Here is a 26,646-nt window from a genome sequence, read left to right as displayed (position 1 = left end):
ACTGCCCGTGAGTTTCAATCTGCCAGCAGGAGTTTTCGCCATGCACGCGCTGATCGTCGTTTCGCATCCCGAACCTGGATCCCTCACCCATAACGTCGCCGCCCATCTCGCCGAAGGCATCACCATGTCCGGCGGCTCTTTTGAAATTGCCGATCTTGCGGCGGAGGGCTTCGATCCGAGATTTACGCAGGCGGATCTGGCGGCGCATCGCAGGGAGGCACTACCCTCGGCGGATGTCACGGCCGAACAGGCGAGAATCGACCGCGCCGATGCGCTGGTGCTCGTCTATCCCGTCTACTGGTGGTCGATGCCGGGGCTATTGAAAGGGTGGATCGACCGCGTCTTCGCAAACGGCTGGGCCTATGACGATGGGCAGGGTGCCAAGGTGGTGAAGAAACTTCGCCACCTTCCCATCCACCTAGTCGCGATCGGCGGCGCCGACATGCGGACCTATGCGCGGCACGGTTATTTCGGCGTGATGAGGACGCAGATCGATCATGGGATATTCGATTATTGCGGCGCGCCGGTCATGGCATCCGAGCTTCTCCTGGAAGAGGAACTGGATAGACCCGATTTCCCATCTGAGATCGCACGCAAGATCGGCCGTAATGTTTTCAGCGCGCCCCGGAAAACCGAGGCCGCATAGCTGGCCAAAACCTCAGGCTTCGGCTGCCGCCGCATGAAGCGCGTCGATGGCGCGCTTCAGCTCGTCCTTGACGTGCTCGGATTCGTCGAGGATGTCGCGGGCCTTCAGGAAATCCAGCACCCGGAAACGGTTGACCGACGGCCGAAGGAAGATCTGGGGCGGATTGAGCTTCAGCTTGAGCGCGATGCTTGCCTGCATGGTCAGCTGGCTGGCGCCGAACAGGCTGTCGATGCGATTGGGCGCATGGGTGCCGTCGCCTTCCGGCGCACCGACCACGTCGACGCCGATCACCACGTCGGCGACGTCCATCAGCTGCTCATAAGGGACGGGATTGAAGACGCCGCCGTCGATCATCACCCGCCCGTTCACCCGGACCGGCATGAACAGGCCGGGAATGGCGGCAGACGCCGCGATCGCGGTGCGCAGCTCGCCCTGTTCGAGGATCACCTCCGCCTGGCCGTAATAATCGGTAGCCGAGATCTTCATCGGGATTTCGAGATCGGCGAAATCCTCCGGCACCTGCGGCGGCAGGAAGGCATCGAGGATGAGTTCGAGATTGAACTGGCCGAAGCGGAAACCGCCGAGCTTGTCGCGCATGGTCGCCGGGCCGAGACCCCAGAGCTTGTTCAAAAGGGTGCCGCGATGGCCGACGGTCTCCAGCGCGTATTCGCGGATCTCGCGTCCGGTCATGCCCGAGGCCATGCCGGCGCCGATGATCGCGCCGATCGACGAGCCGGAAATCGCCACGGGCCGTATGCCGAGTTCGTCGAGCGCCTCGATGACCTGGATATGCGAGAGGCCGCGCGCGCCGCCGCCGCCGAGAGCAACCGCAAACGTCAGGCCACCCTTGGCTCTGACGGCTTCGAGATCGGGAACTGCAAGCCTTGTATTCATTCCTCTGACCTCAGGCCGGCTGGTAGCGGAAAAAATCCATGCGGGTATCGCCGAATGTCCGGCTCTCCAAAAACTTGAAGACGGCATCGACGGCGGGGTTTATGTCGGCCCGCTCCTCCAGAATGGCAAGGGCTCCGGGTGCGAGCCAGCCGCCGGCATGGGCCGAAAGCATGGCGCCCTCGCCGAGCCCCTGACCATAAGGCGGGTCGGCGAACAGGAAATGAAACGGCTCGATATTGTTGGCCGTGCCGAGCTTGGTGGCATCACGGCGCAGGATGCGCGCCCGGCCATGCAGGCCGAGGCTGTCGATATTCTCCCACAACAGGCCCCTGCCCTCGACGCCGTTCTCGACGAAGAGCGCACTCTTGCAGCCGCGCGACAACGCCTCCAGCCCGACCGCGCCGGTGCCGGCGAAAAGGTCGATCACCCGGCCGCCATCCAGTGCCTGCGGATAGACGTGGCCGATGATGTTGAACAGGCTTTCACGCGTCCGGTCGATGGTCGGCCGGATGTCGCTTGTTTTGGGCGTGGCCAGAGACCGGCCGCGAAATTCACCACCGACGATCCGCACTGCGCGTTACCCTCTCGGCGTGCGCGGCTTGCCGCCGGCCGGACGTCCGCCCGAGGCGGGCCGGCCACCAGGCCTGCCCCCGGGCTTGCCACCGGCACCCGTCGGTTTCCCGCGGCCGCCGGAAGGTTTTCCGCCAAAGCTCTTGCCGCCGCCCGGCTTTGCGCCGAAGGGCTTGCCGCCAGGCTTTCCACCGCGCGGCCTGTCGCCGGCGGGCCGATCACCTGTGGGACGGTCACCACGCGGCGGCCGATCCGAGAACGGCCGGTCGCTGCGCGGACGCTCGAAGCGCCCCTCGCCTGCGGAGAAGGACCGTGCGGGACGCTCGCCATCCTCGCGCGGCTTGCGGTCGCCGAACGACCGTTCGCCTCTGGGCTTGTCACCGAAAGAGCGCTCGCCCCTTGGCTTATCGCCGAACGGACGGTCACCACGGGGCGGACGGTCACCGGAAGGACGCTCGCCGCGCGGACGCTCGGAACGGCCTTCGCCGAAGGAACGAGCAGGCCGATCACCATCGGCGCGCGGCTTACGGTCAGCAAACGGGCGGTCGCCTCTGGGCTTGTCGCCGAACGGGCGGTCGCCGCGGGGTTTGTCGCCGAAGGGACGGTCACCACGCGGGCGTTCCGAGCGAGCATCGCCGGAGAAGGATTTGGTCCGGGGACGGTCGCCGTCCTCGCTCGGCTTGCGGTCGCCCCTCGGCTTGTCGCCGAAGGGACGGTCGCCACGATCCGGGCGGTCGCCAAAGGATTTCTTGCGGCCGAAATCGGCCTTTTCCGGCTTGTCAGGCCCGTCGGCGCGGATCCAGTCGCGGTCCTCTTCGGCGCGGTTGACGATGACCGGCCGGTCGTTCTGCGGGGTGGGCTTCTTGAAAAGCTGCTCGGCCTCGGCACGGACGGAGGATTTGCGCGTCTTGTTTTCGGTGGTCGGGCGGGCGCCCGGCGCCATCCATACATTGGCGGTGCGGCTGGTGCCCATCGGCGGACGCTTCTTCGGCCGGTCATCCTCGTCCTCAGCGCGACCGCCGAACGGCTTTGCGCCGCGCGGCTTGTCGGCGAACTTGCGGTCGTCGCGCTTGGTATCCAGACGGCCGAGCGCCTTTTCGCGCCGGTCCTCCGGCTTGCCGGCGCGCGGACGCTCGGTCCGCTCCGGCCTTGCCGCCCATTCCGAGTGCTCAGTGCGGGCCGAGCGCTCGGCACGGGCGGGCTTCTCATCCTCTTCCGCAGCCGTCTCGGTATAGATCGGCGCGTCGAAATTCGCCTTGGATTCCTCGATCAGGCGCGGGCCGAGCTGGTCGCGCAGCATGCGGCCCCGCACCTCCACCACCTCGCCTTCCGGCAGGTCCCCGAGCTGGAACGGTCCGTAGGAAATGCGGATCAGGCGGTTGACCTCGAGGCCGAGCGCGCCGAGCACGTTCTTGATCTCGCGGTTCTTGCCTTCGCGAAGGCCCATTGTGATCCAGACATTGCTGCCCTGGGTGCGGTCGAGCGTCGCGTCGATCGAACCGTACAGCACGCCTTCGACAGCGATGCCCTCCTTCAGCTTGTCCAGTTCCTCCTGCTTGATCTCGCCATGGGCACGCACGCGGTAACGGCGCAGCCAGCCGGTGGTCGGCAGTTCCAGCACGCGCGACAGGCCGCCATCGTTGGTCAGCAGCAGCAGGCCTTCGGTATTGATGTCGAGGCGGCCGATGGAGAGCACCCGCGGCAGCCCTTCGGGAAGGTTGTCGAAGACTGTCGCGCGGCCTTCCGGGTCGGAATTGGTGGTCACCAGGCCGGCAGGCTTGTGGTAGAGCCAGAGGCGGGTGCGCTCGATGCCGCGGATCGGCATGCCGTCAACCTCGATCTTGTCGGCGAGCGTCACGTTGACGACCGGGGTATCGAGGACCTTGCCGTTCAGGCTGACCCGGCCTTCCATGATCATCCGCTCGATATCGCGGCGCGACGCGACGCCGACGCGTGCGAGGATCTTGGAGATGCGCTCGGGCTTGCCCTCGGCCTCCATGGTTTCCGGTGCCGGGGGCAGCTTGCGGACGGGCTTTGCCGCCTTTTCAGCGCCGCTCTTGGCCGCGGAACTCTTCCTGGGCGCAAGGCCTTCCTTGGCGGAAAAGCCCGCCTTGCCGCCAGCGCCGGCCTTCGGAGCGGCTCTCGGTTTGGTTTCGCGAACGAAAGTCTTGCCTTCGCCGCGCTTCGGCTTGTCTTTGGAATTCATTTGTTGTTTGCCTGAAGCGTGATGTCTACGGAGCGATCCGGACATTCTTGTTCGTGTTGACTGAGATGGATTCGTGCCCGCAGCCGGGCGTCCAGTTGGATGCTTCCTACCAGTTCGCGCGATCCGGGTTAAGAGGAAATCGCCGAAATGCCTAATACCGACGGGTTCATGAATGCTGCCCTTGCGGAAGCCAAACACGCCGCCGCCCGCGGCGAGGTTCCGATCGGCGCCGTTCTGGTCATCGACGGCGTTATCGTCGCCCGCTCCGGAAACCGGACCCGCGCCGAAAACGACGTTACCGCCCATGCCGAAATCGCCGTCATCCGGGATGCCGCGGCCGCCCTTGGACAGGAGCGGCTATCGGGTGCCGACCTTTACGTGACGCTCGAACCCTGCACCATGTGCGCGGCGGCGATCTCGTTTGCGCGCATCCGGCGGCTCTATTACGGCGCGGAGGACCCGAAAGGCGGAGCGGTGGACAACGGCGTGCGCTTCTTTGCCCAGCCGACCTGCCATCATGCGCCGGAAGTCTATTCCGGCCTCGGCGAAAGCGAGGCCGCGATCCTGCTCACCGGCTTCTTCAGATCGAAAAGAGAGAGCTAATAAAGCGGGCTTAGAAGAGCTTCCACCAGTCGCTGCCCTTCTTGGCTTCCGCGGCTTGCGCCTTGCGGCGCTTTTCCTTCTGGCTTTCGGGCTCGCCGACATCCGACAGGGCAGCCGCATCCGCCGACCGGAACTCCGCCGGCGGATCCGCGAGCGAACGGCGGCGTCCGGTGACGCTGACGGTCTCGGCGTTTTCCTTGGCCTTGCGGAAGGCTTCCCACTTTTCCGTTTCGGTCATCTGACCGGCCTGACCGCTGCCCGCGAGTAGCGGTGAGCGATAGTTGGGATCGTTCTCGTGGGCCGCCGCTTCGTCACGCAGACGCTTGCGGGTTTCTTCCGGAGATTCGACCCAGTTGGGGTTGCTTTCGCGGTTCGCCAGCGATTGCTGAGGCGCCGGCAGCGTCTGGTCCTGGCCCTTGGCGACAACCAGCGAAGGACGCGGGTTGTATTTCAGGCTGGCTTTCTTCTCGGCGCTCTTGCCGCCGAGCGAGACGGACTGACCGAGGTCGTCGGTCAGCTGCTCCATGGCTGTCTTGTCAGTGCCGTATGTCGGGCCGCCGATGCAGCCCGAAAGGGTCAATGTCGAGGCGAGGACGCCGGCCACGCCCATGCCGACACGAAACGCATATGTCGCTTTCATCAAAACCCTTCCAGCGGCGCCCGTCCTGACGCCTCAGACACACTCAAACGCCTGATGACCGGAAAATCCGGCCAATTTCAGGCGGTTTTACCGGATGATTGCTCAAAGCGCAATCATCCGGTAACTTTCAACCATCAAAGCCGGCCGAGAGCGGCCAACTCGCGCAATGCGGCAGCGTCGCGCGCCGAAACATCCGGATAGGCAGGATCGGAGCCGACATCGGTCGTCACCCGCCACGAGCGGGCACATTTGGTGCCTTCGGCGAGCTTCGGATCAACGGAAACGCCCTGCACTTCCGGCAGACGGAAGGCGCTTTCCGGCCCCTCGCCCGCTACAATCGCGATGCCCGAGGTGATGCAGGTCTCTTCGAAGTCCTGGCCTTCCAGCACCTTCATCAGCTCCGGATCGTTGACATAAACGACCGGTGCGGCCTCCAGCGAAGAGCCGATCCGCTTGTCCTTGCGCTCGATTTCAAGCGCTCCTGTGACAACCGAGCGCACCTTGCGGATCCGCGCCCACTTCTCGGCCACCGCTTCGTTCTTCCACTCGGCCGGAACCGTCGGGAACTGCTCGAGATGGATCGAGACGGCGTTCGGGTTGCGCGACAGCCACGATTCCTCGGTGGTGAACGGCAGCATAGGTGCAAGCCAGGTCACCGTGCAGTCGAAGATCTTGCGGATGACGGCGAGAGCCGCACGACGGCGCAGCGACGACGGCGCGTCGCAATAAAGCGCATCCTTGCGGATATCGAAGTAGAAGGCCGACAGCTCGATATTGGAAAAATCGATGAGGGCCCGGGCGATCTTCTTGAACTCGAAGGCGTCGTAGCCCTCGCGCACGAGCTTATCGAGCTCGGCGAGACGATGCAGCATCAGCTTTTCGAGTTCCGGCAGGTCGGCATAGGCGATCTCCTCGCCCTCGTCATGGGCGAGCGTGCCGAGCATCCAGCGGATCGTGTTGCGCAGCTTGCGATACGCATCGACATTGGTCTGGATGATGGTCTTGCCGAGGCGCTGGTCTTCCCAATAGTCCGTCGTCATCACCCAGAGGCGCAGAATATCGGCGCCGGCATCCTTCATGACGTCCTGCGGGGCCACGACATTGCCGAGCGACTTCGACATCTTCTGGCCCTTCTCATCCATGGTGAAGCCATGGGTGACGACCGTGTCATAGGGTGCCCGGCCGCGAGTGGCGGCGGATTCCAGAAGCGAGGAGTGGAACCAGCCGCGATGCTGGTCAGATCCTTCCAGATAGACGTCGGCCGGCCATTTCAGGTCCGGTCGGTCTTCCAGCGTGAAGGTGTGCGTCGAGCCCGAGTCGAACCAGACATCGAGGATATCCCTCACCTGGGTCCAGCCTTCATTCCCGCGCGACCCCAGGAAGCGCTCGCGCGCTCCTTCGGCGAACCAGGCGTCGGCACCTTCGAGATCGAAGGCTTCGAGGATGCGCTGGTTGACGGCTTCGTCCTGAAGGATTTCCCCCTGCTCATCGACGAAGACGCAGATCGGGACGCCCCAGGCGCGCTGACGCGAAAGCACCCAGTCCGGGCGCTGTTCGATCATGGCGCGCAGGCGGTTCTGGCCGGCTGATGGCACGAAACGGGTGTCGTCGATCGCCTTCAGCGCGCGTGAGCGCAGCGTGGTGCCGTCGGCAAGGTCCTTGTCCATGTAGACGAACCACTGCGGCGTGTTGCGGAAGATGATCGGCTTCTTCGACCGCCACGAATGCGGGTATTGATGCTTCATCCGGCCGCGCGCAAACAGCGCTTTATGGTCCTTCAACGCCTGAATTACGCGATCATTTGCATCGCCCTTCTTGCCGTTGTCATCCATGACGCGAGCGCCTTCGAAGCCGGGGGCGTCGGCCGTGTAGAAACCGCCGTCGTCGACCGTGAAGGGGATTTTCGACGAGATACCGCGGGCTTCGAGCTCGCGAGCAACCGATGTCCAGGCGTCAAAGTCCTCGCGGCCGTGGCCGGGGGCGGTGTGAACGAAACCGGTGCCCGCATCGTCGGTGACGTGGTCGCCGGCGAGGAGCGGGACGTCGAAGTCGTAGCCGCCACCGAGGCCCTTGAAGGGATGGGCGCAGACGATCGCACCAAGCTCATCGGCGGAGATATCGCGCAGGCGTTTGTACTGGAGCTTCGCCTTGGCGAAGCTCTCTTCCGCCAGCTTGTCGGCAAAGATCAGCTTTTCGCCCGAGCGCGGGCCGAAATCATTCGCCGCCTCGGTAACCTCGTAGAGGCCATAGGAGATCTTTGGCGAATAGGAGATCGCCCGGTTACCGGGGATGGTCCAGGGCGTGGTCGTCCAGATGACGACGTAGCTAGTAAGCAAATCAGCAAAGTCAGCTTCAACGTCAGCAGGCTCGGACGCTTCACCCTCTCCTTTGAGGATCTCTGCAATAGCAACAACCTGATCGGCATAGCCTTCACGGCGAACACCCTTGACTGGGAACTTCACCCAGATCGTATCGCTCTCATAGTCGTGATATTCGACCTCAGCCTCCGCCAGCGCGGTGCGCTCGACGACCGACCACATGATCGGCTTCGAGCCGCGATAGAGCTGGCCGCTCTGGGCGATCTTCAAAAGCTCGCCGGCGATGCGGCTCTCGGCGTGAAAGTTCATGGTCAGGTAGGGGTTTTCGAAATCGCCGACGATGCCGAGGCGCTTGAATTCTTCACCCTGGACCTTGATCCAGCCGGCGGCGAATTCGCGGCATTCCTGGCGGAATTCGTTGATCGGAACCTCGTCCTTGTTCTTGCCCTTGGCGCGATAGGCTTCCTCGATCTTCCATTCGATCGGAAGGCCGTGGCAATCCCAGCCCGGAACATAGTTCGAGTCATAACCACGCATCTGGAACGACCGGGTGATGACGTCCTTCAGGATCTTGTTCAGCGCGTGGCCGATGTGGATGTTGCCGTTGGCATAGGGCGGGCCATCATGCAGCACGAATTTTGTCCGGCCCGCGGCAGAGGCGCGTAGCTGCTTGTAGAGGTCCATCTGCTGCCAGCGGGCAACCAGTTCCGGTTCCTTCTGCGGCAGCCCGGCACGCATCGGGAAGTCGGTTTCGGGCAGATAGAGGGTTTTCGAATAGTCGAGCTTTTCGGCGGTATCGGTCATGGAAGCAATCGTCCTGGCGCCGCGACGGGGCGCATCTCGATGAAAATTCGCTGGCGGAAGGCGCTCATGAAGCGCCAAAAACCCGGACCCTCCGGCCGCTCTTACAGCGCGCGGAAGGCCGGGCCTATAATTCGAATGATCTGGGCCAGCCGGAATTTTTTCATGGTGGCGGTTCTTAAGGGTTTTTGCGGCGGAAAGGAAGGGGCAAAACCAAGATGTCGTCCTAGACTTTCAAACACGCGGAGACTATATCTGACTATCTGACCAGTCGGAGATTTTCATGCCGGGCAAGCCCACCGCTCACGACAATAGCTGGAAGCTGGAGGATGCCAAGGCACGCTTCAGCGAGGTGGTGAGGCGCGCGCATAGCGAAGGCCCCCAGCGTGTGACCGTGCGGGGTCGCGACAGCGTCGTCGTGATCAGCACGGAAGAGTTGGAGAGGCTGACCAGAGCCGAACCTGAGAAATCCTTCCTGGAGTTCATGGAAGGCCTGGGGCTGGACACGCTGGAGCTGGAGCGGGAAGCGGATCGCGGCCGGGATATCGACCTGTGATCGGCTGGCTGCTGGATACCAATGTCGTCGCTGCGCTGATCAATCCAAACGGAGCACCTTCCGTCAAACGGTGGGCCGCCGGGCAAGATGAAAACCGTTTCCTCATCAGCATCCTGACCTTGGCGGAATACGACAAGGGCATCGAGAACCTGCCGACGGATGACGAAAACCGCTACCGTTATGCCGCGGCCCGTGATGCGCTCGAAGACAGGTTTGCCGGCCGGACCCTTTCCGTCAGCGACGCGATCGTCAGGCGGTGGGGCGCTATATCCGGAAGGGTGAAGCTGGCGACCAGCCATGCGCCGCCGGTGATCGATACGCTGTTTGCCGCGACGGCGATCGAGCATAATCTCTATCTCGCCACCCGCAACGTGAAAGACACCCGCGCGTCGGGCGCGGCAATCTTCGATCCCTGGCAGGACGACCCCGAGCGGTTTCCGCTGAGCCGCCGCTAACCCCTCAAAACGCGATCTTGGCGTCCACCTCGCCGAGCGGCCTGATGCCGGACAGCAGCGCCCGCGCCTCTTCCTCGTCGCGCCTGATCTGGGCGACCAGGGCATCCAGCCCGTCGAACTTCAGTTCGTCGCGCAGGTGGCCGAAGAAGGAGACGGAACAGGTTTCGCCGTAAAGGCTGCCGGAGAAATCGAAGAGGTAGGTTTCAAGCAGGGGCGCACCGTTTTCGGTCACCGTCGGGCGGCGGCCGTAGCTGGCGACGCCGTCGAAAAGCGTGCCGTCGGGGCGGCGGAAGCGCACGGCGTAGATGCCGGCCTTGAGTATGGCCTCCGGCGGCAGCTGCATGTTGGCCGTCGGGAAACCGAGCTGGCGGCCGAGCTTTTCACCGCCGATCACCTCCGCCTCAAGCGTATAGCGATAACCGAGCAGGCCGGCCGCGGCAGAGACATCGCCTTCCGCCAGCAGGTCGCGGATGCGGCTGGACGAGATCACCTCGGCATTTTCGTCTCGGAAGGCATCGACCAGCTGCACGTTGAAACCGTGCTTGGTGCCCGATGCCATCAAGAAGGCCGGCCCGCCTTTCCTGTCCTTGCCGAAATGAAAGTCGAAGCCGGTGACGACGGCGCTGGCTGCCAGCCAATCCACGAGAATGGTCTGGATGAATTCTTCCGCCGAGCGGGTCGCGAACTCGCGGGTGAAGGGGTATTCGATCACCGAGCGGAAACCCATGGCCTCGAGCAGGCGAGCCTTGAGCGGCGCCGGGGTCAGGCGGAAGACCGGTTCCTCCGGGCGGAAAACGGTGCGCGGATGCGGCTCGAAGGTCAGCACCAGGGCGGGTACGCCGTGCTGTTCGGCAAGTGCCAGCGCGCGCTCCAGGACGCTGCGATGGCCGCGATGCACGCCGTCGAAATTGCCGATGGCGATGACGCCGCCCTTCAGTTCCTCGGGCAGCGGTTCCTTCTTCTCGTTGCGGTGGAAGACAGTCATGCGGCGGGTTCCGGTTCAGGCCGAATTCAGGCCCAGGGGGCTATGCGAGGCGCGGCATCCAGTATTTCGGCGCGGCATTTTCCCGCTTTAGCCAGGCATTGAGGATCGCCTCGTCGGTCTGGCCGTTGACGGTGTATTCCGCGACATGGATGCCCGCGCTGATATAGAGCAGGTCGAGGCCGTATGCGAGCGCGCCGCGCACGTCGGTCGGCATGCCGTCGCCGATCGCCAGCACCCGGTTCATCGGGAAATCGCCGCGCACTTCGCGGGCAGCTTCGATCGTCGCCTCGTAGATCGGACGGTGCGGCTTGCCGGCAACGCGGGTCTTGCCGCCGAACTCTTCGTAATAGGCCGCCACCGCCCCGGCGCAGGGGATGATCTTGTGGCCGCGCTCGACAACGAGATCCGGGTTGGCGCAGATGAAAGGCACGTCACGCTTGGCAAACGCCGCCAGCATGTCGGTATAATCTTCCGGGACTTCCTTCTCGTCGTCGAAGAAACCGGTGCAGACGATGCATTCGGCTTCGTCGGCAGAGACCACCTCGACGCCGAGCCCGTCAAACAGGTTGAGGTCGCGTTCGGGACCGATGAGGAAGACCTTTTTCGGGCCGTCGACGATCAGGTGCTGGGTAACGTCGCCGGACGTGACGATCCGGTCATAGGTGCCGTCTGGCACGCCGAGCGTGCGCATCTGCTCGATGACGCCGGGTGCCGTGCGCGGCGAATTGGTGATCAGCACGACGGTGGCACCGGCTTCGCGGGCCGCGGCGAGCGCCCGGCAGGAATGCTGGAAAGCCTCGACACCGTTGTGAACCACACCCCAGACGTCCGAAAGGACCACGTCGTAGTCGCCGATCACTTCGTTCAGATTGCCGATGCGCTTTGCCATGTAACCTTCCCATCTCGCAAGTCCCGGGTCACATGACAAACCCGGTTAAGGATTACAAGAGATATTCGGGAGAAAAGCCGCGACGGCATCGGCGATGTCAGCGGGGTAACTTCCCCCACTTCGTCCCTAGCCCGCTGCCGTCAACCTGACGGCAAGGCCCACGGCCGCGCTGACGACCAGGACCGGCACCATGCCGATCTTCATGCGTCCGGCGGCGCATTCGCAACTGCATACTGCCCTCAAACGCGCCAGCGCCTTTCTTCCACCAAAGTCCGGTGCAACATGCCGACCTGCCCGGAGAGGTGGCTTAGACCGAAGACCCGATGTGGCCGGTAGCGGCCATCAGTTCCGCCAGGCGCAGGCGTTGCCGAGCATCCGTAATCGTTAAGCGTATTTCCCGTGAGTTTCGAGCCGTTCTGAAAATTTTACGGCCGTTCTTGACTCATCCGCCGGGCACCCTTATCTCGACGCGGCTGGCACTCTCCAAACGGGAGTGCTAACAGCACCGAGATACGGGTTTCCACCCGTCCATGTCATTTGATCGAGGGATTAGACAATGGCAAGCACCAATTTCCGCCCCCTTCACGACCGCGTCGTTGTTCGTCGCGTCGAATCCGAAGCCAAGACCAAGGGCGGCATCATCATTCCTGATACCGCCAAGGAAAAGCCGCAGGAAGGCGAAATCGTCGCCGTCGGCACCGGCACCCGCGACGACAAGGGCAACATCACCGCTCTCGACGTCAAGGCAGGCGACCGCGTCCTGTTCGGCAAGTGGTCCGGCACCGAAGTCAAGCTCGACGGCGAAGACCTTCTGATCATGAAGGAATCCGACATCATGGGCATCATCGGCTGATCTCAGTCGGTTGCTTTCACTGAAATATCGCTGACACCCCTTTTCAGGAGTTCCCAAAATGGCAGCTAAAGAAATCAAGTTTGGCCGCACCGCGCGCGAAAAGATGCTGCGCGGCGTCGACATTCTCGCCGACGCAGTCAAGGTAACGCTCGGCCCGAAGGGCCGCAACGTCATCATCGACAAGTCCTTCGGCGCTCCGCGCATCACCAAGGACGGCGTTTCGGTCGCCAAGGAAATCGAACTTGAAGACAAGTTCGAGAACATGGGCGCCCAGATGGTCCGCGAAGTCGCTTCGAAGACCAACGACATCGCCGGCGACGGCACCACGACGGCTACCGTTCTTGCCCAGGCGATCGTTCGCGAAGGCAACAAGGCCGTTGCCGCCGGCATGAACCCGATGGACCTGAAGCGCGGCATCGACCTCGCAGTGGCAGACGTCGTCAAGGATCTCCAGGCCAAGGCCAAGAAGATCTCGACCTCGGAAGAAGTCGCACAGGTCGGCACGATCTCCGCAAACGGCGACAAGCAGGTCGGTCTCGACATTGCTGAAGCCATGCAGAAGGTCGGCAACGAAGGCGTCATCACGGTTGAAGAAGCCAAGACCGCCGAAACCGAGCTCGAAGTCGTCGAAGGCATGCAGTTCGACCGCGGCTACCTGTCGCCCTACTTCGTCACCAACCCGGAAAAGATGGTTGCCGACCTCGACGACGCTTTCATTCTCCTCCACGAGAAGAAGCTCTCGAACCTGCAGGCGATGCTCCCGGTTCTCGAAGCCGTCGTCCAGACCGGCAAGCCGCTCCTGATCATCGCTGAAGACGTCGAAGGCGAAGCTCTTGCAACGCTCGTCGTCAACAAGCTGCGCGGTGGCCTCAAGATCGCTGCCGTCAAGGCTCCCGGCTTCGGCGACCGCCGCAAGGCCATGCTCGAAGACATCGCCATCCTGACGGGCGGCACTGTCATCTCCGAAGACCTCGGCATCAAGCTCGAAAATGTCACGCTCGACATGCTCGGCCGCACCAAGAAGGTCTCGATCTCCAAGGAAAACACCACGATCGTCGACGGCGCCGGCTCCAAGGCCGACATCGAAGGCCGCGTTGGTCAGATCAAGGCTCAGATCGAAGAAACCACTTCCGACTACGACCGCGAAAAGCTGCAGGAACGTCTGGCCAAGCTGGCCGGCGGCGTTGCCGTGATCCGCGTCGGCGGCTCGACGGAAGTCGAAGTCAAGGAAAAGAAGGACCGCATCGACGACGCTCTCAACGCGACGCGCGCTGCCGTTCAGGAAGGCATCGTACCGGGCGGCGGCGTTGCCCTGCTGCGTTCCTCCGTCAAGATCACCGCAAAGGGTGCAAACGACGACCAGGAAGCCGGCATCAACATCGTTCGCCGCGCTCTTCAGTCGCTGGTTCGCCAGATCGCTGAAAACGCTGGTGACGAAGCTTCGATCGTGGTCGGCAAGATCCTCGAAAAGAACGAAGACAACTACGGCTACAACGCCCAGACGTCTGAATATGGCGACATGATCACCATGGGCATCGTCGACCCGCTCAAGGTCGTTCGCACGGCTCTGCAGAACGCAGCTTCGGTTGCTTCGCTGCTGATCACCACCGAAGCCATGATCGCCGAACTTCCGAAGAAGGAATCGGCTGGCGGCGGCATGCCGGGCGGCATGGGCGGCATGGGCGGCATGGACATGATGTAAGACCTCCGGGTCTTCACATCTGAGCCAACCGGTTCAGTTGAGAAAAGGGCGATCTCGGATCGCCCTTTTTGTTTGTCGTTGATCCCGGCCAATCCGACAACGTTTCAGCGCATACGGAGCAGGTATTCCGCAGCATTGAAGGGATTGGCGCCCGAACGTTGGCGCGAACGCGGCGGATCGGGCATCCGGGCATAGTGATCGAAGGAATATTGCATCGTACCCATGCCGCTTGTCAGTCCCGGCAATTGTTGCAGTATGCCCTGGGTCGTCGTGGATGCAGTCGTGCCTTCCAGCCGGGCTACGCCATTTGCAATCGCTGCTTCCCTGGTTATCGCGCCGGATTTCGCAAGCATGGCATGCACACCGCTTAAAGCCGCGGCAGGCACTTCGAGGCAAAAGCGGTCGATCGGTTCGCAGACGATGGTTTGCGCCGCCGAAAGAGCGGTCGCCAGCACCAGCGGCGTCAACCGACGGAAATCGGCAGCGGTGCTCACCGGCGAGCTATGCCGGGCCGCGGTCATTGCAACGTGGCAATCGATGATCTGCCAGCCGAAAGGCCCCTGTTTCAACGTTTCGAATACGGTGTCCTCGACCGCCCGATAAAAGCTTGCGGGCATTTGGCCGACATCCACTTCCAATGCAAAGCTGTTGCCGGCGCCTTCCGGGCGTGGCTCGACGCGCAGCCCGACTGTCGCCATGAAGGGATTGGGCTCCTTGAATATGATCTCAAGGCCGGCACCGGTTCCGACAAGCCTTTCCACGCAGATGACCGTGCTCTCCTCGAAGATCGCTTCGAGACCGAAATCCGCCAGCAGGGTCGATTGGATGACCTCCTTCTGCACCTCGCCATACAGCGACACGAAGACTTCGTCGGCGTCGTCGTTGCGACGCAGATTGATCAGCGGATCCTGTTCGGCCAATTGGTTCAGCGCCAGCCAGAGTGCCGCGTTGTCGGAGGGGCGTCTGGCCAACACCCGGGTTTCAAGGGTAGGCGGAGCAAAGTGATGCCGGCCGCCGGAAAGCAGATCGCCTCCCACCGCATCCCCTATCCGAGCGCCGGCCAGTCCGTTTACGCGGGCGATCTGCCCTGCGTGGAAACTGGTGACGGGATGGGTCCCGCCGGCCTCGAAAATCTGGATTCCCGTCACCCTTGCCGGGCCTTTGGGCAGATCCAGGTATTGCCGGAGCTGGACCGTGCCGGATGTCAGATACATGTAGGACAGCTTTTCGCCGCCCCACCCGCGTTCGATCTTGAAGATCTTCCCTTCGATCGGGCCATCCGGGTCGAGCGCGCGGCTGGGCAACAGCGTCGCGATGGCCGATGTCAGCGCAGACAAGCCGGCGCCGGTCATCGCCGCTCCTGCGAATGCAGGATGCACCAGCCCCCTCGCGACCTGACCGACCAGAGAGTTTCCGAGCCTTTCTGCGGTCAGACGGTCGGGGGCCGTGACATAGTCACGGAGCAGTGCGTCGTCGTTGTCCGCCAGCATTTCACTGAGTACCGTGAACAACGGTTCGGCAAGCAGGTCGGGTGTCTCCACCTGTACGAGTTTGCTGCCGGGGTCGATGACGGCGGACATCGCAATTGGCCGAACCGCCAGCTGGCGGGCGATATCCTCCAGCACGAGGTCATACCGAGCGCCTACCCGATCGACCTTGTTGATGAAGAAGACGAACGGCACGGCCAGGCGCTGCAACGCCCGCACCAATATGCGTGTTTGCGCCTGCACTCCCTCGACCGCCGAGACGACGACGACCGCAGCGTCCAGCAATCCAAGGACCCGCTCGACCTCGGCAATGAAATCGGGATGGCCGGGCGTATCGACGAGGTTGACGGCCGTGTCGCCAATCGTAAAGGACACGACCGCAGCGCGAATGGTGATACCGCGCTGGCGCTCGATCTCAAGGCTGTCGGTCTGCGTGTCGCCGGTATCGACGCTGCCCAGCCTGTCGATCACACCGGCATTAAAAAGGAGTCTTTCCGTAAGGCTAGTCTTGCCTGCGTCCACATGGGCGAGGATGCCCAGATTCAAAGTGCGCATAGATCCTCAACTTCTCAGAATTTCGAACGTGATTTTCGTGAGAAGGGACTCGGCGCATTGGGACCTCTATGTGCTGATGACCACGGTTTGATGCAAAACCTCTCGTCTTTAACGGAGGCGCATGTCCAGCTGTAGGAAAGTCTTCGAGGATATGTCAAGCGTGGCCATTCTGTCCTGGCCGAACACGAGGCAAGCGGCGCCCATATGCCTGAAACCAATTGCGCAAACCCGCAGCTGACAAAGACGCAGACCACAATTACAGTCGCGCCATGAGTTTCTTCGAGAGCCTGCTCGTCCTGCTGCTTGTCGCGATCGTGCTCCTGCAGATCTCGCGCCGGCTTTCCGTGCCCTATCCGTCGATGCTGGCGCTGGCGGGTGCCGCGGTCGCGCTGGTGCCGGGCATGCCCTATATCTCGCTCGATCCGCACACAGCGCTGGCGCTGTTCATCGCGCCGGCGCTGCTCGATGCCGCGTTCGATTTTCCGCTCGGGACGGCCCGCCGGTTCTGGGTTCCGCTGCTCGTCTTTGCGATCGGCGGCGTATGTGCGACGGCGGCGGTCGTTGCCTTTGCGGGATGGGCTTTTGCCGGGTTGCCGATTGCAGCAGCGCTGGTGCTCGGTGCGATCGTCGCTCCCCCCGATGCGGCGGCGGCGACGGCGGTGCTGTCTTCGATGTCGATCCCGCGCACCACCGATACCGTCCTCCGCGGCGAGAGCCTGTTCAACGACGCGGCCGCGCTGCTGATCTTCGACGCGGCGCTCTCCGTACAATCGGCCGGCAGCCTCGACACGGGCGTCGCGCTGCATCTTTCCGTTGCCGTGCCCGGCGGCCTGCTGCTCGGCATCCTTGCCGCCTGGGTGGTCCGGTATCTCATGCGGTTCGTCGCCGGCACGCTCGGCGGCATCCTCCTGCAGTTCGTCCAGACCTTCCTTCTGTGGATTTTGGCCGAACGGCTTGGCCTGTCGGCGGTGCTCGCCATCGTCGCCTTCGCAATGACGCTGGCGAGAAGCAGCGAAGCCCGCTCCTCGGCCCGCATGCGGGTGCAGTCCTATGCGGTCTGGACCGCAGTCGTCTTCGTGCTCAACGTCATGGCCTTCCTGCTGATGGGCATGCAGGTTCGCGACATCGTCGGTGGGATGCCGGCGGATCATCTTTGGGATGCCGCGCAGTTTTCGCTGATCACCATCGTGATCGTCGTCGCCGTCCGTTTTATCGTCTGCGTCGGCTACAATCGCCTCACTGCCTGGTACGAGCGCAGCCGCGGCAGGCCGGAACCCGCGACGACGACGCAGGCGCTGTTGGCCGGCTGGTGCGGCATGCGCGGCTTGGTGACGCTTGCGACCGCCTTTGCCCTGCCGATGGATTTTCCACAGCGCGACGTGGTGGTGCTGACCGCTTTTTCGGTGGTTCTTGCGACCCTCGTCGTCCAGGGACTGACGCTCACGCCGATCATCCGCTGGCTCGGCCTCGACCGCCGTGCCGAAGGGCATGGCGAACTCGCCGTCCTGCGCGGCAAGATCGCCCTCGCCGGCCTTTCCAGGCTCGACGGCGCGACCGAGACGGAGGCGGAACTGCTGCGCTCCAAGTTCCGCCTCGAGCAGCTGGCCGCTTCCCGTATCGAGGACGCCAACGCGCTCGAGACCTACCGGCGGCTTGCCCTGACGGCGATTGCCGCGCAGCGGGAAGAGCTGGAAAAGCTTCGCTCGGTGCACAAGGTCAATGTCGACGAATACAATCTGCTGCTCGAGGAGATCGACTGGCGCGAACTTTCGGTCCTCCCGGAAGACGCACGCAGGATCGAGGAGAGCTGATCTGCCGTTCACTCAGTGTTGTGGCGGGTAACGGCGAGCCGGTGCCGATCGGTGTTGTCGGATCAAGCTCCCTGACATGCGAAGGGCGGCCCGAAAGCCGCCCCGTTACACTGATCTACAGTTTCGCGTTGCGCGATCAGTAGATATCGCGGCCGTTGTTGCTCTTGCGGTAGATGTTGCGCGAGGCGCGGTCCTGCATGCGCTCGATCCGCTGACGCTCCCTATAGGAAATGTAGCCGTCACGGCCGGCACGGGACTGCGCCCGGTCGATGCGATATTGCTGGCGGGAGAGGTTGCGCAATTCGCGCGGCGTCAGCTCACCCCGGGCCATGCCGCGATAGATGCGGTATTCCTGGCGGTTTTCCCGCGCCTCGCTGCGGTAGGTCTGGGCAAGGCTCGGAACGGCGGATGCGACCAGGAGGGCGAGTGCGGTGATGATGATCTTCTTCATGAGGGGTTCCTTTCATCGGCAATGATCGCATGTTGAAGGAGAAACGATGAACCTTTGCTGAAGGTTGCGTTCAGCAAAGAGAACGCCCTTTAAGATCTACGCCGAGTGGAGCAGAAGGCGGCGCAGCATCGGCCGTGCGAACGATTGTCTCGTTTTGTCGAACAAACCGTCAATCATTGTTCATCTTCCGGATACGGATAAAATGGGGCACATACGGTCCCAGAGAATTCAACCCGCGTGTCCAACCAGAGACACCGATCCGGAGATCCCAAAATGTCCACCACCGCTACCAATTCCCTGCTTCTCGTCGGCCGTGTCCTCCTGTCCGGCATGTTCGTCATGTCCGGTTTCCAGAAGCTCATCGATCCCGCCGGCACCGCCGGCATGATCACCGGTGCCGGCCTTCCGGCCGGCATGCTGCTCGCCTATGTCGCAGGCCTGTTCGAACTGGTCACCGGCCTTGCCGTGCTGACCGGCTTCCAGACGCGCATCGCAGCGCTGCTGCTGGCCGCCTTCTCGGCTTTCACCGCGTTCGTCTTCCATTCCGGCGCCATCAACGTCCCGAACTTCCCGGAGGCCGCCAACGGTCTGCTGACGCTCTTTAACAGCCTGATGATGATGAAGAACCTGACGATTGCCGGTGGTTTCCTGGCTCTCGCCGCCGTCGGCGCCGGTGCATTTTCTATCGACGCCCGCCGCGGTTCTGTCGCAATCGCTGCCTAAGCTTTCGAAATTCCCTGCCCAAGACTGCCCGCCGGATGAGAAGTCCGGCGGGTATTTTTTTGATCTCAATCGGTCTGGACGGTCGGCAGTTCGCTCATTTCGGGCAGCCAGGAAACGGCCGAGCGGCACCAGATCTGGCGCTGCGGCCTCAACTCCGCCCGCTGGTCGATACTGCCCCAGCGGATGCCCCAGATTTTGGCCGCCTCACCTTCGCCGTTGACGAAAAGCGGCGAGCCGCATTCGGGGCAAAAATACTGCTGGCGGACGCGGCCGCTCTCGGCCACCTTGCGATAGAGCTTTGGCTCATGCCCGGTGAGCTTCAGATCGCTTTCCGGGACGACGGCGGTGACTCGAAACGGCGAGCCGCTGAGCGTCTGGCAATCGGTGCAATGGCAGATACTGATCCGCTTCGGATCGAGTTCGGCCTCATAGCCGCAATGGCATCGACCGGTTACATGCATCGTGCTTCCTCCTCTTCAAAACTCAGAGCGCGGCGCGGACTGCCTCCACGATCCTGGCGATCCTCGGATCCTGCTCGTGAGCCTGCTTGCGGGCCCTGACCAGGCAGGCTTCCGACTTCAGGATCACCCCATCCGAGAGGATCTTCAGGTGGTTGGCCCTGAGCGTCGAACCCGTGGAGGTGATATCGACGATGATATCCGCCTGGCCGGCAGCCGGCGCACCCTCGGTGGCGCCGAGGCTTTCGACGATGCGGTAGAGCTGGATGCCGTGCTGGCTCGAAAAGAACTGCTGGGTGAGCCGCCAGTATTTGGTGGCTATGGCAAGCCGCCGGCCATGGCGGGCGCGAAAATCCGCCGCCACGTCGCCAAGGTCGGCCATGGTTTCGACGTCGAGCCAGATTTCCGGCACCGCGACGACCACATCCGCGTGGCCGAAGCCGAGGCGGGCGCAGAATTCCACCCGTCCGTCGGCGCCGGCCATGCCTTCGCGTACCAGGTCTTCGCCGGTGACGCCGAAATCGACGGCGCCGCTCGCAAGCTCGCGGGCAATCTCGGAGGCCGAGAGATAGGCGATCTCGACGCCTTCCATGCCCTCGATGCGGCCGCGATAGGAGCGGTCGTTGCCGACCGCGGAAATGGCAAGCCCGGCGCGCTCGAAGATCTCGGCTGTCTCTTCCTTGATACGGCCCTTGGAGGGCAGAGCGATGGTGATCGTGCTCATCGTGATGCCCTCGCAGCTTCAATCCGGTCGAGCCAGAGCGAGAAACCGACCGCCGGGATATGTTCCCTGGCGCCGAGCAGCGTCAGCAGCCGGTCGAAACGGCCGCCGCCTGCGAGCACCGCGGACGAACCCGCTTCAGTCACCTCGAAGACGAGGCCGGTATAATAATCGAGCGGACGGCCGAAGGCGGCGCGATAGGTCATGGCGGAGAGATCGGCGCCGGCATTGGCGAGCGCCGCCAGCCGGGCGTCGAAGCGGGAAACCGCCGCGCCGAGCTTCAGGCCGGCGGCATCGGCAAAGCCGGCCAGGGCGGCGGGCGCTTCTGCGAGCGGCAATTGCAGCGTCAGGAATTCACGCAGCAGCAGCAGCGCGGTGCCGTCGAGCCGGGTTTCGGCCAGTTCCAGCTTTTCCTTGAGCCTTTTTGCGATCTCGGTCGGCGAACGGCTGGCATTGGTGGAATAACCGGTTTCCTGCATGGTGCGGTCGATGCGGGCGACGAGATCCGCCTCGTCGCCCGAAGCGATCAGTTCGGCGATCTGCGGATCGAGGCCGGTGACCGGCTGGGGCCTGGCGAGCCGTTCCAGCAGCGCTTCGAGATGCGCCATGTCGCCGAACGCGTGGATCAGCCGCCGCTGCCAGCCGAACGGCAGGCCGAGCGCCTTGACCACCGCCTCGAACACCGCCTGGTCGCCGAGCGTCAGGCTGAGTTTGCGGCCGGGCAGCAGCGCTTTCAGGATGCCGGTCGCATCACCGATGGCTCGGGCGTCGGAACTGGCGATATCCCTGTCGCCGAGATCCTCGATGCCGGCCTGATAGAATTCGTGGGAACCCTCACGGCGCTGGCGGAACACTTCGCCGAGATAGGAATACCGTTTTGGGGTGCCGGTCGCCGTTTCGATATGGCGCAGGCAGACGGGAATTGTGAATTCCGGCCGCAGGCAGAGATTGGCGCCGGTCTCGCTTTCGGTGAGGAAGATACGACGGCGCAGATCCTCGCCGGCCATGTCGAGGAAGGGTTCGGCCGGCTGGATGACCGGCGTGTTGACCCGCTCGGTGCGGCGGGCAGCGAATTCGGCGAGGAGGTCGGTGGAGAAATCCGGCATGTCGATCAGGGGCATGGGATGGCTCCCCAGGAATACCCCCCTCTGCCCTGCCGGGCATCTCCCCCACAAGGGGGGAGATCACAAGCGGCATGACCGACGCCCCCGAAGGAGCGCTGCGAAGGACGCGACGTTAGAGTGGTGAGCAGGAGCCCAGCCAATCTCCCCCCTTGTGGGGGAGATGTCCGGCAGGACAGAGGGGGGTAGCACTTACGCATTGCCCGCCCTTTTCCGATCCTCCGCCTGAGCGGCGAGAATCTCCTTTACCTTGGCGACCAAGTCCGCCTCGGGAACGGTTTCCTGCGCCACGCGCGCCTCGCGCCAGCTCGCATTGTCCTCGATCTCGCCGGAAAGGCGCTTGCCTTCGATCAGGTCCTTCAGCTGCACGACACCCTCTGCCCGCTCGTCGCCGCCCTGGATGATGGCGATCGGGCAGCCGCGGCGGTCGGCATATTTCAGCTGGTTGCCGAACTTCTTCCAGTTGCCCTGGTACATCTCGGCACGGATGCCTTCGTTGCGCAGTGCCTGGGTGAAGCGCTGGTACCGGCCCATGCTCTCGACATCGCCATCCATGACGGTGATCAGAACCGGGGCGATCACCTCGTCCTGGCCGAGCTTGCCGAGGTTCTTCAGCGCCGTCATCAGGCGCGAGACGCCGATCGAGAAGCCGGTGGCTGGAACCGGCTGGCCCATGAAGCGCGACACGAGGCCATCATAACGCCCGCCGCCGCCGACGGAGCCGAAGACGACCTTTTCGCCCTTTTCGTTGGTGACGTCGAAGGTGAGTTCGGCTTCGTAGACCATCCCGGTGTAGTATTCGAGACCGCGGACAACAGACATGTCGATAAGTACGCGCTCCGGCCCATAACCAGCAGCTGTGACCAAACTCTCAAGGCTAAGCAGCTCATCGATACCGTTCAGGTATGTCTCGTTTTGCTTGTTTCCTCCAAGTACGCCTTGCAACGGCAACATCATCGACCGTCGGGCTTCTTCTGAAGATTGGACCTGCTTAATCGATTCGCTATCTTTCGTTTCCAAGAACAAACTTGCAATGTAATCAATGTGCATTTGTTTGAGCCCCGCACCCTTGGTGAAGTCGCCGGACTCATCCTTACGGCCTTCCCCGAGCAACAGACGCACGCCTTCAATGCCGAACTTATCGAGCTTGTCGATGGCGCGCAGTACCGTCAGTCGCCGCCCCGCATTCTCCTCGCCCCCGAGCCCAATCGCCTCCATGACGCCGTCGAGAACCTTGCGGTTGTTCACCCGGATCACGTAGTCGCCGCGCTTGATGCCGAGCGCTTCCATCGTATCCGCCATCATCATGCACATTTCGGCATCCGCCTGGACGCCCGGCGCGCCGACCGTATCGGCGTCGAACTGCATGAACTGGCGGAAACGGCCAGGACCCGGCTTCTCGTTGCGGAAGACATAACCGGCCCGATAGGTGCGGAACGGCAGCTGGATCTCGTTGAAATTCTCCGCGACATGGCGGGCGAGCGGCGCCGTCAGGTCGTAACGCAGGCTCATCCACTGGTCGTCGTCGTCCTGCAGCGAGAATACGCCCTCGTTCGGACGGTCGCTGTCGGGCAGGAATTTTCCAAGCGCATCGGTATATTCGAACAGCGGCGTCTCGACCGGATCGAAACCGTAGCGTTCGTAGACTTCGCGGATCTTGGCGGTCATCTCGTTGGTGGCATGGATATCGGCGGCGGAACGATCGACGAAGCCGCGCGGCAGGCGGGCTTTGAGTTTCTGCGGTTTCTTGCTCTTGTCGTTCATGATCGGAATTCCATTGCCAAAGGCCCCGGAGAGGCCGGATTTGTGTGCGGTTTCTTAGAGGATAGAGGCCTGAGCGGCAAGGGCGGCGGCTGGTGAAGACGCAGGCGCGATGCTATATATTGTAACGGCGAAAGGGCAAAGGCCATGAACAAGCGCGTCACGATCGAAATGCCGGAAGAGATGCATGAGGCGATTACAGAACATGCGGCCAAGGCCGGTGCTAAAACCGACGCGTATGTTCTGGATCTGATCGAACAGCATCTGGAAGACCTCCACGACATCGCGCTCGCCGAAGCCGCCATGGAGCGCATTCGCGATGGTGAACCGACCTATACTCTGGAAGAAGTGAAGCTCCGCCTTGGCTTGGACGATTGAGCTTCGGGCGAGCGCGGAAAAGCAATTGGGCCGCCTCGCAAAACGGGATGCTGCGCGCATCATTTCCTTTCTTGAAGAACGCCTTGCGACCCACGAAAACCCCAGAGAGATGGGCGACGCGCTGAAAGGACACGCCCTCGGCGGATATTGGCGTTACCGCGTCGGCGACTACCGGATCATCTGCGACATCCAGGACCAGCGACTTGTCGTGCTGGTGATCGAGATCGGCCATCGCCGCGAGGTCTATCGCTAACTCATGCTCACCGAAGCCATCCAATACGCCGCGACCTCGCTAGTCACGCCATCAGAATTCCGTCCCTTCATCCGTTCGTCCGTCAGCCTATGGTCGCGGGCCGGGCGGTGCGCGAAGGATTGGGCGGCGCATGAAGAGAACTGCAAGACCTTCATTCGCGAGACGGTTGCCGGCATGAAGCAGCGGCGCACCGTCGTGGTGCTCGGTTCGGGCCTGCTGCGCGACGTGCCGATCGATGATCTCTCGGCAAAATTCGATACTGTGGTGCTGATCGACCTCGTGCATCTGGCGAACGTGCGGATGCGGCTGAAGGGGAAGCGGTTCCGAAATGTCCGGCTGATTTCGCGCGACCTCTCCGGCTTCGACGATGCGATCGCAGCCAAAAATCCCGAGCCGCTGTCGTTCCTGCGGCAGGTGCCGTATCTCGATCTCGTCGTCTCGGCCAATATCCTGTCGCAGATCGGGGTGGGATCGAAACGCCGGCTGGAAGCCGAGGATAATCCCGCACGCGACGAGATTTTGCAGCGGCTGGTCCGTGCGCATCTCGACGGCCTCACCGCACTGCCCTGCAAGACGGCTCTGATCACCGATACCGCCTATCGCGTCACCGATCGGGCGGGCCAGGTGCTGGAAGAGGCCGACCTGTTCCATGGCGTGCCGGCGCCGGCGGCGAAACGGGCTTGGACCTGGCCGGTCGCGCCCTATGGAGAGCTCAGCAAGGAGTATCAGGCGGTGCACGATGTCATCGCCTTGTGATCTCGGCGCGGTTGATTTCCCCAAGGACGACCGTAGATTCGGAACCATGTCACGCCGCGCCGCTGACGCCCCCTCCCCGCGCCTGACGTAAATTCGGCTCACGTCATCATCAAAACTCTGTCGGACACGGAAAAGGAAACCCTATGTCTGCGAAAATCATTCTCATGACCGCCGCCCTCTCCGCTCTCATGACCGGCTCGCTCGCCGCGCAGGAGATGAAGGGGATGGACCACTCCAAGATGAGCATGCCGACCGGCGGCAGCCCCTCCACCAAGGCATTCCAAGATGCGAACGCCAAAATGCACAAGGACATGGCGATCCGGTATTCCGGTGATCCGGATACGGATTTCGTGCGCAGCATGATCCCTCATCACCAGGGCGCAATCGACATGGCCAAGGTCGAGCTTGCGCATGGCAAGGATCCGGAAATGCGCAAGCTCGCTGAAGCCGTCATCAAGGCGCAGGAGGCGGAAATCGCCGACATGCAGGCCTGGTTGAAGGCGCACGGCAAGTAACGAGGCCTGATGCAGATCGGCGCCGGGCAGGCTTTCATCTTGCCCGGCGCGCCCTTTTTCGCCATATCAGCGGGTGGAGGCAGATCCATGCGCCCGATTACCGCCATCGGCTTCGATGCCGACGATACGCTCTGGCAGAACGAACAGTATTACCGGCTGACGGAGGAGCACTTCGCCAAGCTGCTCGGCGAGTTCGCCGAGGGCACGCACATTGCGGAGCGGCTGCTGGAAGCGGAAAAGCGCAATCTTTCCCATTACGGTTTCGGCATCAAGGGGTTCACCCTGTCGATGATCGAGACGGCGATCGAGATCACCAACGGCAAGGTGCCGACGAGGACGATCAGCGAGATCCTCGATATCGGCCGCGACCTGCTGCGCCATCCGGTCGAAACCCTGCCGCATGTGGAAGAGACGCTGGAGGCCTTGAACGGCGAGTATCTCCTGGTGCTGATCACCAAGGGCGACCTGTTCGACCAGGAGCGCAAGCTTGCCCAGTCGGGCCTCGGCGATTTCTTCGATGCGGTCGAGATCGTCAGCGAGAAGAACGCCACCACCTATCGCCGCATCTTTTCCAAGGTCGCGGACGGACCTGAACGGGCGATGATGGTCGGCAATTCGCTGAAATCCGACATCGTGCCGGCGATCGCGGCCGGGAGCTACGGCGTGTTCGTGCCGCATGCGCTGACCTGGGTTCTGGAACATGTGGACGCGCCGACCGACGCACCGCGCTTCCGCCAGATCGAACATCTGGGCGAACTGGGATCGGTGCTGTCGGAAATTACGGGCGCCTGAACTTCAGCCTGAGTTCATCGACTTCGCGCTGGCAGAAACAGCCGTCGAGATGGTCGTTGACCATGCCCATCGCCTGCATGAAAGCGTAGACGGTGGTCGGCCCGACGAAGGTCCAGCCGCGTTTTTTCAGAGCTTTGGACAAGGTTACCGACACCGGCGTGGTGGGGTTGGCCCTGAGCGTCGCAAGATCCATCACCTCCGGACGCTGGTGCGGACCGGGCTCGAAACTCCAGAAGAACTTTGCGAGCGAACCGAACTCGCGCTTCAGTTCGATGGCGCGGGCGGCATTGTTGATGGTCGAGACGATCTTGCCGCGATGGCGGATGATGCCTGCGTCGGCGAGGCAGCGGGCGATATCCTCCTCGCCAAACTGCGCGACTTCAACGAAATCAAAACCGGCAAAGGCGGCGCGAAAATTGTCGCGCTTCCTCAGGATCGTCAGCCAGGACAGGCCGGACTGGAAACCTTCGAGGCAGATTTTCTCGAACAGGCGGATGTCGTCCGTCACCGGCCGGCCCCATTCCTCGTCATGATAACGCCGGTAGTCTTCGAGACCGCCATGCCAGGCGCAACGTCCCTTGCCGTCTTCGCCGACGATGATTCCCGCCTTTTCCATTCCCAATTCCCTTAAGCCCTGATCCCTCGGGCGAATCCCTGCGATTAACGGCTTTTGGCCGGCTTTAACATTGGTCAACCATGTTTCAAAACCGGGCGGTAACCCTGCCAAAAGGTTTATAGGCCGGCCG

27 protein-coding genes are annotated in these 26,646 nt (G+C 62.7%); 13 read left to right on the top strand and 14 right to left on the bottom strand.

Annotation, left to right across the window (positions count from 1 at the left end):
- The first annotated feature begins 40 nt into the window (after positions 1-40).
- Positions 41-646 (top strand): NAD(P)H-dependent oxidoreductase, encoded by a 606-nt coding sequence (locus C5L10_RS08835; protein WP_105429334.1) that lies wholly within the window; start codon positions 41-43, stop codon positions 644-646.
- 12 nt (positions 647-658) lie between these two features.
- Here the strand turns inward: C5L10_RS08835 and C5L10_RS08830 are convergent, their stop codons facing one another.
- From C5L10_RS08830 to C5L10_RS08820, 3 genes are read right to left on the bottom strand one after another with little or no spacing between them, the layout of a single operon-like run.
- A complete protein-coding gene (locus C5L10_RS08830) occupies positions 659-1,540 on the bottom strand; it encodes a patatin-like phospholipase family protein (protein ID WP_037087681.1) in 882 nt (293 codons plus the stop codon).
- A 10-nt stretch (positions 1,541-1,550) separates the two neighbouring features.
- The gene (gene rsmD / locus C5L10_RS08825; RefSeq protein ID WP_046630955.1) at positions 1,551-2,111 is read right to left on the bottom strand and encodes a 16S rRNA (guanine(966)-N(2))-methyltransferase RsmD; all 561 of its coding nucleotides are present in this window, start codon (positions 2,109-2,111) and stop codon (positions 1,551-1,553) included.
- Between the two features lie 6 nt (positions 2,112-2,117).
- A complete protein-coding gene (locus C5L10_RS08820) occupies positions 2,118-4,316 on the bottom strand; it encodes a pseudouridine synthase (protein ID WP_105429333.1) in 2,199 nt (732 codons plus the stop codon).
- A gap of 147 nt (positions 4,317-4,463) precedes the next feature.
- Here C5L10_RS08820 and C5L10_RS08815 point away from each other — a divergent pair, with 147 nt between their 5' ends.
- Positions 4,464-4,919, top strand: coding sequence for a nucleoside deaminase (locus C5L10_RS08815; RefSeq protein ID WP_105429332.1), 456 nt, complete (start codon positions 4,464-4,466; stop codon positions 4,917-4,919).
- Positions 4,920-4,929: 10 nt separating this feature from the next.
- Here C5L10_RS08815 and C5L10_RS08810 read toward each other — a convergent pair whose 3' ends face one another.
- Together C5L10_RS08810 and ileS are read right to left on the bottom strand one after the other, a co-directional pair.
- Positions 4,930-5,559, bottom strand: coding sequence for a hypothetical protein (locus C5L10_RS08810; RefSeq protein WP_105429331.1), 630 nt, complete (start codon positions 5,557-5,559; stop codon positions 4,930-4,932).
- A 134-nt stretch (positions 5,560-5,693) separates the two neighbouring features.
- Positions 5,694-8,681 carry an isoleucine--tRNA ligase gene (gene ileS, locus C5L10_RS08805; RefSeq protein ID WP_105429330.1) on the bottom strand — a complete coding sequence of 996 codons (2,988 nt, stop codon included), beginning with the start codon at positions 8,679-8,681 and terminating at the stop codon, positions 5,694-5,696.
- 280 nt (positions 8,682-8,961) lie between these two features.
- On the opposite strand from ileS, the gene C5L10_RS08800 reads away from it, so the two are divergent.
- Together C5L10_RS08800 and C5L10_RS08795 are read left to right on the top strand one after the other, a co-directional pair.
- Positions 8,962-9,234: a type II toxin-antitoxin system Phd/YefM family antitoxin gene (locus C5L10_RS08800; protein ID WP_105429329.1), complete on the top strand. Its 273-nt coding sequence runs from the start codon at positions 8,962-8,964 to the stop codon at positions 9,232-9,234.
- The gene (locus C5L10_RS08795) at positions 9,231-9,689 is read left to right on the top strand and encodes a type II toxin-antitoxin system VapC family toxin (protein WP_105429328.1); all 459 of its coding nucleotides are present in this window, start codon (positions 9,231-9,233) and stop codon (positions 9,687-9,689) included. Before C5L10_RS08800 ends, C5L10_RS08795 begins: the two co-directional genes overlap by 4 nt.
- Before the next feature lie 4 nt (positions 9,690-9,693).
- Here the strand turns inward: C5L10_RS08795 and C5L10_RS08790 are convergent, their stop codons facing one another.
- Complete coding sequence (locus C5L10_RS08790; protein WP_105429327.1) at positions 9,694-10,674, bottom strand: bifunctional riboflavin kinase/FAD synthetase; 981 nt, start codon at positions 10,672-10,674, stop codon at positions 9,694-9,696.
- A gap of 40 nt (positions 10,675-10,714) precedes the next feature.
- A complete protein-coding gene (locus C5L10_RS08785; RefSeq protein ID WP_046630939.1) occupies positions 10,715-11,563 on the bottom strand; it encodes a TIGR01459 family HAD-type hydrolase in 849 nt (282 codons plus the stop codon).
- 556 nt (positions 11,564-12,119) lie between these two features.
- On the opposite strand from C5L10_RS08785, the gene groES reads away from it, so the two are divergent.
- Both groES and groL read left to right on the top strand, forming a co-directional pair.
- Complete coding sequence (gene groES, locus C5L10_RS08780; RefSeq protein WP_007752582.1) at positions 12,120-12,416, top strand: co-chaperone GroES; 297 nt, start codon at positions 12,120-12,122, stop codon at positions 12,414-12,416.
- A gap of 58 nt (positions 12,417-12,474) precedes the next feature.
- A complete protein-coding gene (groL, locus tag C5L10_RS08775; RefSeq protein ID WP_105429326.1) occupies positions 12,475-14,118 on the top strand; it encodes a chaperonin GroEL in 1,644 nt (547 codons plus the stop codon).
- Between the two features lie 104 nt (positions 14,119-14,222).
- Here groL and C5L10_RS08770 read toward each other — a convergent pair whose 3' ends face one another.
- A complete protein-coding gene (locus tag C5L10_RS08770) occupies positions 14,223-16,160 on the bottom strand; it encodes a translation factor GTPase family protein (protein WP_105429325.1) in 1,938 nt (645 codons plus the stop codon).
- A gap of 269 nt (positions 16,161-16,429) precedes the next feature.
- On the opposite strand from C5L10_RS08770, the gene C5L10_RS08765 reads away from it, so the two are divergent.
- Entirely contained in the window at positions 16,430-17,971 is a 1,542-nt protein-coding gene (locus C5L10_RS08765) for a sodium:proton antiporter (RefSeq protein ID WP_105429324.1), read from the top strand.
- Positions 17,972-18,107: 136 nt separating this feature from the next.
- On the opposite strand, the gene C5L10_RS08760 is transcribed toward C5L10_RS08765, so the two are convergent.
- On the bottom strand, positions 18,108-18,422 hold the full coding sequence (locus C5L10_RS08760) for a hypothetical protein (RefSeq protein WP_046630933.1): 315 nt from the start codon (positions 18,420-18,422) through the stop codon (positions 18,108-18,110).
- Positions 18,423-18,695: 273 nt separating this feature from the next.
- Here C5L10_RS08760 and C5L10_RS08755 point away from each other — a divergent pair, with 273 nt between their 5' ends.
- Positions 18,696-19,145, top strand: a complete 450-nt coding sequence (locus C5L10_RS08755; RefSeq protein ID WP_105429323.1) for a DoxX family protein — start codon at positions 18,696-18,698, stop codon at positions 19,143-19,145.
- Positions 19,146-19,210: 65 nt separating this feature from the next.
- Here the strand turns inward: C5L10_RS08755 and C5L10_RS08750 are convergent, their stop codons facing one another.
- The 4 genes from C5L10_RS08750 to hisS all read right to left on the bottom strand — a co-directional run bounded on the left by C5L10_RS08750 (position 19,211) and on the right by hisS (position 23,209).
- Positions 19,211-19,606 carry a GFA family protein gene (locus tag C5L10_RS08750; RefSeq protein ID WP_105429322.1) on the bottom strand — a complete coding sequence of 132 codons (396 nt, stop codon included), beginning with the start codon at positions 19,604-19,606 and terminating at the stop codon, positions 19,211-19,213.
- Positions 19,607-19,628: 22 nt separating this feature from the next.
- A complete protein-coding gene (hisG, locus tag C5L10_RS08745) occupies positions 19,629-20,327 on the bottom strand; it encodes an ATP phosphoribosyltransferase (RefSeq protein WP_105418592.1) in 699 nt (232 codons plus the stop codon).
- Positions 20,324-21,445 carry an ATP phosphoribosyltransferase regulatory subunit gene (locus C5L10_RS08740; protein WP_105429321.1) on the bottom strand — a complete coding sequence of 374 codons (1,122 nt, stop codon included), beginning with the start codon at positions 21,443-21,445 and terminating at the stop codon, positions 20,324-20,326. The genes hisG and C5L10_RS08740 overlap by 4 nt, the downstream gene beginning before the upstream one ends.
- A 192-nt stretch (positions 21,446-21,637) precedes the next feature.
- Positions 21,638-23,209 carry a histidine--tRNA ligase gene (gene hisS, locus C5L10_RS08735; RefSeq protein WP_105429320.1) on the bottom strand — a complete coding sequence of 524 codons (1,572 nt, stop codon included), beginning with the start codon at positions 23,207-23,209 and terminating at the stop codon, positions 21,638-21,640.
- A gap of 144 nt (positions 23,210-23,353) precedes the next feature.
- On the opposite strand from hisS, the gene C5L10_RS08730 reads away from it, so the two are divergent.
- The 5 genes from C5L10_RS08730 to C5L10_RS08710 all read left to right on the top strand — a co-directional run bounded on the left by C5L10_RS08730 (position 23,354) and on the right by C5L10_RS08710 (position 25,900).
- Positions 23,354-23,584 (top strand): DUF6290 family protein, encoded by a 231-nt coding sequence (locus C5L10_RS08730; protein WP_038583958.1) that lies wholly within the window; start codon positions 23,354-23,356, stop codon positions 23,582-23,584.
- Positions 23,568-23,837, top strand: coding sequence for a type II toxin-antitoxin system RelE/ParE family toxin (locus tag C5L10_RS08725; RefSeq protein WP_046664638.1), 270 nt, complete (start codon positions 23,568-23,570; stop codon positions 23,835-23,837). The genes C5L10_RS08730 and C5L10_RS08725 overlap by 17 nt, the downstream gene beginning before the upstream one ends.
- Positions 23,838-23,840: 3 nt before the next feature.
- Positions 23,841-24,593, top strand: a complete 753-nt coding sequence (locus tag C5L10_RS08720) for a hypothetical protein (RefSeq protein WP_105429319.1) — start codon at positions 23,841-23,843, stop codon at positions 24,591-24,593.
- A 143-nt stretch (positions 24,594-24,736) separates the two neighbouring features.
- Positions 24,737-25,108, top strand: a complete 372-nt coding sequence (locus C5L10_RS08715) for a DUF305 domain-containing protein (RefSeq protein WP_105429318.1) — start codon at positions 24,737-24,739, stop codon at positions 25,106-25,108.
- 87 nt (positions 25,109-25,195) lie between these two features.
- Positions 25,196-25,900: an HAD family hydrolase gene (locus C5L10_RS08710; RefSeq protein WP_046664908.1), complete on the top strand. Its 705-nt coding sequence runs from the start codon at positions 25,196-25,198 to the stop codon at positions 25,898-25,900.
- Here the strand turns inward: C5L10_RS08710 and C5L10_RS08705 are convergent.
- Positions 25,887-26,516 carry a DNA-3-methyladenine glycosylase I gene (locus C5L10_RS08705; protein ID WP_105429317.1) on the bottom strand — a complete coding sequence of 210 codons (630 nt, stop codon included), beginning with the start codon at positions 26,514-26,516 and terminating at the stop codon, positions 25,887-25,889. The genes C5L10_RS08710 and C5L10_RS08705 overlap by 14 nt on opposite strands.
- Positions 26,517-26,646: the final 130 nt, after the last annotated feature.

Origin of the sequence: Neorhizobium sp. T6_25 (genome assembly GCF_002968555.1) — a bacterium.
GTDB lineage: Bacteria > Pseudomonadota > Alphaproteobacteria > Rhizobiales > Rhizobiaceae > Neorhizobium.
The sequence above is the reverse complement of the archived record's forward strand: the minus strand, read 5'-3'. Positions and strand labels throughout refer to the sequence as shown.

Excerpts from the sequence above, each read along its gene's own strand:
- C5L10_RS08835 (WP_105429334.1), top strand. The coding sequence starts at position 41 with ATGCACGCGCTGATCGTCGTTTCGCATCCCGAACCTGGATCCCTCACC.
- C5L10_RS08830 (WP_037087681.1), bottom strand. The coding sequence starts at position 1,540 with ATGAATACAAGGCTTGCAGTTCCCGATCTCGAAGCCGTCAGAGCCAAG.
- C5L10_RS08820 (WP_105429333.1), bottom strand. The coding sequence starts at position 4,316 with ATGAATTCCAAAGACAAGCCGAAGCGCGGCGAAGGCAAGACTTTCGTT.
- C5L10_RS08815 (WP_105429332.1), top strand. The coding sequence starts at position 4,464 with ATGCCTAATACCGACGGGTTCATGAATGCTGCCCTTGCGGAAGCCAAA.
- C5L10_RS08810 (WP_105429331.1), bottom strand. The coding sequence starts at position 5,559 with ATGAAAGCGACATATGCGTTTCGTGTCGGCATGGGCGTGGCCGGCGTC.
- ileS (WP_105429330.1), bottom strand. The coding sequence starts at position 8,681 with ATGACCGATACCGCCGAAAAGCTCGACTATTCGAAAACCCTCTATCTG.
- C5L10_RS08800 (WP_105429329.1), top strand. The coding sequence starts at position 8,962 with ATGCCGGGCAAGCCCACCGCTCACGACAATAGCTGGAAGCTGGAGGAT.
- C5L10_RS08790 (WP_105429327.1), bottom strand. The coding sequence starts at position 10,674 with ATGACTGTCTTCCACCGCAACGAGAAGAAGGAACCGCTGCCCGAGGAA.
- C5L10_RS08785 (WP_046630939.1), bottom strand. The coding sequence starts at position 11,563 with ATGGCAAAGCGCATCGGCAATCTGAACGAAGTGATCGGCGACTACGAC.
- groES (WP_007752582.1), top strand. The coding sequence starts at position 12,120 with ATGGCAAGCACCAATTTCCGCCCCCTTCACGACCGCGTCGTTGTTCGT.
- groL (WP_105429326.1), top strand. The coding sequence starts at position 12,475 with ATGGCAGCTAAAGAAATCAAGTTTGGCCGCACCGCGCGCGAAAAGATG.
- C5L10_RS08770 (WP_105429325.1), bottom strand. The coding sequence starts at position 16,160 with ATGCGCACTTTGAATCTGGGCATCCTCGCCCATGTGGACGCAGGCAAG.
- C5L10_RS08765 (WP_105429324.1), top strand. The coding sequence starts at position 16,430 with ATGAGTTTCTTCGAGAGCCTGCTCGTCCTGCTGCTTGTCGCGATCGTG.
- C5L10_RS08760 (WP_046630933.1), bottom strand. The coding sequence starts at position 18,422 with ATGAAGAAGATCATCATCACCGCACTCGCCCTCCTGGTCGCATCCGCC.
- C5L10_RS08755 (WP_105429323.1), top strand. The coding sequence starts at position 18,696 with ATGTCCACCACCGCTACCAATTCCCTGCTTCTCGTCGGCCGTGTCCTC.
- C5L10_RS08750 (WP_105429322.1), bottom strand. The coding sequence starts at position 19,606 with ATGCATGTAACCGGTCGATGCCATTGCGGCTATGAGGCCGAACTCGAT.
- hisG (WP_105418592.1), bottom strand. The coding sequence starts at position 20,327 with ATGAGCACGATCACCATCGCTCTGCCCTCCAAGGGCCGTATCAAGGAA.
- C5L10_RS08740 (WP_105429321.1), bottom strand. The coding sequence starts at position 21,445 with ATGCCCCTGATCGACATGCCGGATTTCTCCACCGACCTCCTCGCCGAA.
- hisS (WP_105429320.1), bottom strand. The coding sequence starts at position 23,209 with ATGAACGACAAGAGCAAGAAACCGCAGAAACTCAAAGCCCGCCTGCCG.
- C5L10_RS08730 (WP_038583958.1), top strand. The coding sequence starts at position 23,354 with ATGAACAAGCGCGTCACGATCGAAATGCCGGAAGAGATGCATGAGGCG.
- C5L10_RS08720 (WP_105429319.1), top strand. The coding sequence starts at position 23,841 with ATGCTCACCGAAGCCATCCAATACGCCGCGACCTCGCTAGTCACGCCA.
- C5L10_RS08715 (WP_105429318.1), top strand. The coding sequence starts at position 24,737 with ATGTCTGCGAAAATCATTCTCATGACCGCCGCCCTCTCCGCTCTCATG.
- C5L10_RS08710 (WP_046664908.1), top strand. The coding sequence starts at position 25,196 with ATGCGCCCGATTACCGCCATCGGCTTCGATGCCGACGATACGCTCTGG.
- C5L10_RS08705 (WP_105429317.1), bottom strand. The coding sequence starts at position 26,516 with ATGGAAAAGGCGGGAATCATCGTCGGCGAAGACGGCAAGGGACGTTGC.